This window comes from Mycolicibacterium iranicum (genome assembly GCF_002101705.1).
In the GTDB taxonomy this organism is placed as follows: Bacteria; Actinomycetota; Actinomycetes; order Mycobacteriales; family Mycobacteriaceae; genus Mycobacterium; species Mycobacterium iranicum.
The window spans coordinates 1-5,457 of record NZ_LQPC01000057.1 but is presented as its reverse complement, the minus strand read 5'-3'; the positions used below and the strand labels follow the sequence as shown (position 1 = coordinate 5,457).

The window sequence follows — 5,457 nt, the reverse complement described above, 5'->3', positions numbered from 1 at the left end:
TAATTTGTGTTCGGCGGTGTCCTACTTTTCCACCCGGGTGGGTAGTATCATCGGCGCTGGTAGGCTTAGCTTCCGGGTTCGGGATGGGTCCGGGCGTTTCCCTGCCGCTATTACCGCCGTAACTTTATTCACTCGTTTTTGAGTGTCCCCCTGGTTGTTGGGGGAAGTTTGTGGGCCCCTGTTTTTGGTGGTGGGGGTGGTGTGGTTTGTGGTGTGGTTGCGAGGTTTTGTTGTGTTTGTTGTAAGTTTTCGGCCGGTTAGTGCCAGTTCCCTGCGACCATTGCTGGTCTTGTAGGTCTGGTCTATCGATCCCGTGGTCTGCGGGGGGCCTTATCCCACTGAATGGGTGAGAAGCCTGGTCTTGGAGGGGGTTTCCCGCTTAGATGCTTTCAGCGGTTATCCTGTCCGAACGTGGCTATCCAGCGGTGCCCCTGGTGGGACAACTGGTAGACCAGAGGTTCGTCCGTCCCGGTCCTCTCGTACTAGGGACAGGTTTCCTCAAGCTTCTGACGCGCGCGGCGGATAGAGACCGAACTGTCTCACGACGTTCTAAACCCAGCTCGCGTGCCGCTTTAATGGGCGAACAGCCCAACCCTTGGGACCTGCTCCAGCCCCAGGATGCGACGAGCCGACATCGAGGTGCCAAACCATCCCGTCGATATGGACTCTTGGGGAAGATCAGCCTGTTATCCCCGGGGTACCTTTTATCCGTTGAGCGACACCCCTTCCACTCAGAGGTGCCGGATCACTAGTCCCGACTTTCGTCCCTGCTTGACATGTCCGTCTCGCAGTCAAGCTCCCTTGTGCACTTACACTCAACACCTGATTGCCGTCCAGGTTGAGGGAACCTTTGGGCGCCTCCGTTACATTTTAGGAGGCAACCGCCCCAGTTAAACTACCCACCAGGCACTGTCCCTGAACCGGATAGACGGTTCGAGGTTAGAGGCCCAATACGATCAGAGTGGTATTTCAACAATGACTCCACAATCACTGGCGTGACTGCTTCACAGTCTCCCACCTATCCTACACAAACCGTATCGAGCACCAATACCAAGTTGTAGTGAAGGTCCCGGGGTCTTTTCGTCCTGCCGCGCGTAACGAGCATCTTTACTCGTAATGCAATTTCGCCGAGTCTATGGTTGAGACAGTTGAGAAGTCGTTACGCCATTCGTGCAGGTCGGAACTTACCCGACAAGGAATTTCGCTACCTTAGGATGGTTATAGTTACCACCGCCGTTTACTGGGGCTTAAATTCTCCGCTTCACCCCAAAGGGTTAACGGGTCCTCTTAACCTTCCAGCACCGGGCAGGCGTCAGTCCGTATACATCGTCTTGCGACTTCGCACGGACCTGTGTTTTTAGTAAACAGTCGCTTCTCACTGGTTTGTGCCACCCCCTCCCGCTGCCCCGGGCAAGCCGGTTGACGGTGTGGGGGTCCCCCTTCTCCCGAAGTTACGGGGGCATTTTGCCGAGTTCCTTAACCATAGTTCACTCGTACGCCTCGGTATTCTCTACCTGACCACCTGTGTTGGTTTGGGGTACGGGCCGTGTGTGCGCTCGCTAGAGGCTTTTCTCGACAGCATAGGATCACCGAATTCGCCTCACTCGGCTATGCATCACCTCTCAGGATTACTGAACGACGGATTTGCCTATCGTTCTCCCTACAGGTTTACCCCGGTATTACCACTGACCGGTACGGCTACCTTCCTGCGTCACCCCATCGCTTGACTACTACCACCGAAGGTCCCGCGCAGCCCCAGAAACCATCACCCCGAAGGGATCAGTGATTCTGGTTTTGGGCGGTTAGTACCGGTGATTCATCAGGGACGCTCACACACGGGTACGGGAATATCAACCCGTTGTCCATCGACTACGCCTGTCGGCCTCGCCTTAGGTCCCGACTCACCCTGGGCGGACTGGCCTGGCCCAGGAACCCTTGGTCTTTCGGCGGGCAAGGTTCTCACTTGCCTTATCGCTACTCATGCCTGCATTCTCACTCCCACACCCTCCACAGCTCCATTACCAGGCTGCTTCACCGGAGTGCAGGACGCTCCCCTACCCAGCGTATAAATACGCTGCCGCGGCTTCGGCGGTGTGCTTGAGCCCCGCTACATTATCGGCGCACAATCACTTGACCAGTGAGCTATTACGCACTCTTTCAAGGGTGGCTGCTTCTAAGCCAACCTCCTGGTTGTCTTCGCGACTGCACATCCTTTTCCACTTAGCACACGCTTAGGGGCCTTAGCCGGCGATCTGGGCTGTTTCCCTCTCGACGCACGGAGCTTATCCCCCGCCGTCTCACTGCCGCATTACACCGTGTCGGCATTCGGAGTTTGGCTGACGTCAGTAACCTTGTGAGGCCCATCGGCCATCCAGTAGCTCTACCTCCAACACGAACACTGCGACGCTGCACCTAAATGCATTTCGGGGAGAACCAGCTATCACGGAGTTTGATTGGCCTTTCACCCCTACCCACAACTCATCCCCTCAGTCTTCAACCTAAGTGGGTTCGGGCCTCCACGCGGTCTTACCCGCGCTTCACCCTGGCCATGGGTAGATCACTCCGCTTCGGGTCCAGAACACACCACTACACCAACCCCAACGGATTGGATACGCCCTATTCAGACTCGCTTTCGCTACGGCTACCCCACCCGGGTTAACCTCGCGACATGTCCCTGACTCGCAGGCTCATTCTTCAAAAGGCACGCCATCACCCCACTCAAAAGAGAAGGCTCTGACGGATTGTAAGCGCACGGTTTCAGGTACTATTTCACTCCCCTCCCGGGGTACTTTTCACCATTCCCTCACGGTACTCATCCGCTATCGGTCACTGGGAAGTATTCAGGCTTACCGGGTGGTCCCGGCAGATTCACAGCAGATTCCACGGGCCCGCTGCTACTCGGGAACAATCTCACGAAAGCCGCGAAGTTTTCGGTTACGGGGCTCTCACCCTCTCCGACAGGCCATCCCAGACCACTTCACCTAACCCCACGGTTTATCACTTTCGCTCCTGCCGGCGGGCAGAAGAAGAAATGTCCCACAACACCGCACACACAACCCCCGCCGGGTATCACATGCACACGGTTTAGCCATCCTCCGCGTTCGCTCGCCACTACTAACGGAATCACTTTTGTTTTCTCTTCCTACGGGTACTGAGATGTTTCACTTCCCCGCGTTCCCCCCCAACGCCTATATATTCAGCGTTGGGTGACACGACATCACTCGTGCCGGGTTTCCCCATTCGGACATCCTCGGATCCACGCTCGGTTGACAGCTCCCCGAGGCATATCGCAGCCTCCCACGTCCTTCATCGGCTCCCAGTGCCAAGGCATCCACCATGCGCCCTTAAACACTTACAACACAAAACCAAAAAATGAGTCACCCAACCCCTCCCACAAAAGGGAGAAGCCGGGATTTATCAGAAAATTTGCATTACACCGAACACACCAGCCCACAAAGACCAGCATGCTCAGATGCTCGCAACCACTATCCACAAATCAAACACCACACCCCACCACCAAAGCAGGGCAACAACACGCCGACCCCACCAACGCGGAGCCACCCCCACAAAAAAGGGGCACGGGCCTGTTGTCTCAAAGCCCAATAGTGTGTCCGGCAATTCCTCAAAGCAGTGTTCCCACACCACTTCTCACGTTTGTTGCATGCACCAGACCTGCCTCCACTACAGAGAACAAGCCATCTTCACGATTCGACCAAGGTCACCGAACTCCCACACGATGCGGGCGGGCCTGATTCTCGTGGTGCTCCTTAGAAAGGAGGTGATCCAGCCGCACCTTCCGGTACGGCTACCTTGTTACGACTTCGTCCCAATCGCCGATCCCACCTTCGACGGCTCCCTCCACAAGGGTTAGGCCACCGGCTTCGGGTGTTACCGACTTTCATGACGTGACGGGCGGTGTGTACAAGGCCCGGGAACGTATTCACCGCAGCGTTGCTGATCTGCGATTACTAGCGACTCCGACTTCACGGGGTCGAGTTGCAGACCCCGATCCGAACTGAGACCGGCTTTGAAAGGATTCGCTCCACCTCACGGCATCGCAGCCCTTTGTACCGGCCATTGTAGCATGTGTGAAGCCCTGGACATAAGGGGCATGATGACTTGACGTCATCCCCACCTTCCTCCGAGTTGACCCCGGCAGTCTCTCACGAGTCCCCACCATAACGTGCTGGCAACATGAGACAAGGGTTGCGCTCGTTGCGGGACTTAACCCAACATCTCACGACACGAGCTGACGACAGCCATGCACCACCTGCACACAGGCCACAAGGGAACCGACATCTCTGCCGGCGTCCTGTGCATGTCAAACCCAGGTAAGGTTCTTCGCGTTGCATCGAATTAATCCACATGCTCCGCCGCTTGTGCGGGCCCCCGTCAATTCCTTTGAGTTTTAGCCTTGCGGCCGTACTCCCCAGGCGGGGTACTTAATGCGTTAGCTACGGCACGGATCCCAAGGAAGGAAACCCACACCTAGTACCCACCGTTTACGGCGTGGACTACCAGGGTATCTAATCCTGTTCGCTCCCCACGCTTTCGCTCCTCAGCGTCAGTTACTGCCCAGAGACCCGCCTTCGCCACCGGTGTTCCTCCTGATATCTGCGCATTCCACCGCTACACCAGGAATTCCAGTCTCCCCTGCAGTACTCCAGTCTGCCCGTATCGCCCGCACGCCCACAGTTAAGCTGTGAGTTTTCACGAACAACGCGACAAACCACCTACGAGCTCTTTACGCCCAGTAATTCCGGACAACGCTCGGACCCTACGTATTACCGCGGCTGCTGGCACGTAGTTGGCCGGTCCTTCTTCTCCAGGTACCGTCACTTGCGCTTCGTCCCTGGCGAAAGAGGTTTACAACCCGAAGGCCGTCATCCCTCACGCGGCGTCGCTGCATCAGGCTTGCGCCCATTGTGCAATATTCCCCACTGCTGCCTCCCGTAGGAGTCTGGGCCGTATCTCAGTCCCAGTGTGGCCGGTCACCCTCTCAGGCCGGCTACCCGTCGTCGCCTTGGTAGGCCATCACCCCACCAACAAGCTGATAGGCCGCGGGCCCATCCCACACCGCAAAAGCTTTCCACCACACACCATGCAGTGCGTAGTCCTATCCGGTATTAGACCCAGTTTCCCAGGCTTATCCCAAAGTGCAGGGCAGATCACCCACGTGTTACTCACCCGTTCGCCACTAACCCCAAAGGGTCCGTTCGACTTGCATGTGTTAAGCACGCCGCCAGCGTTCGTCCTGAGCCAGGATCAAACTCTCCAAACAAAAACCCCCACACCCAAAGGCGCAGGCAGAATCCGAATCAGAAAAATCCGATCACAAACAACAGACACCAAAACTGGCATCCAAAAAACATCGCACCCCACAAACGGGAAAATCCGGGGCACGACAAAAACAACAAACAAAAACCACCAAACACACTATTGAGTTCTCAAACAACA

The 5,457-nt window shown here is 56.3% G+C and carries 3 rRNA genes; all 3 read right to left on the bottom strand.

Features of this window, described 5'->3' with window-relative positions:
• Positions 1–8: 8 nt before the first annotated feature.
• Positions 9–121 (bottom strand): 5S ribosomal RNA (gene rrf / locus AWC12_RS27155).
• 116 nt (positions 122–237) lie between these two features.
• Positions 238–3,358: ribosomal RNA gene (locus tag AWC12_RS27150) — 23S ribosomal RNA — on the bottom strand.
• A 413-nt stretch (positions 3,359–3,771) separates the two neighbouring features.
• A 16S ribosomal RNA gene (locus AWC12_RS27145) occupies positions 3,772–5,281 on the bottom strand.
• The 16S, 23S and 5S rRNA genes sit together here, the layout of an rRNA operon.
• Positions 5,282–5,457 lie beyond the last annotated feature (176 nt).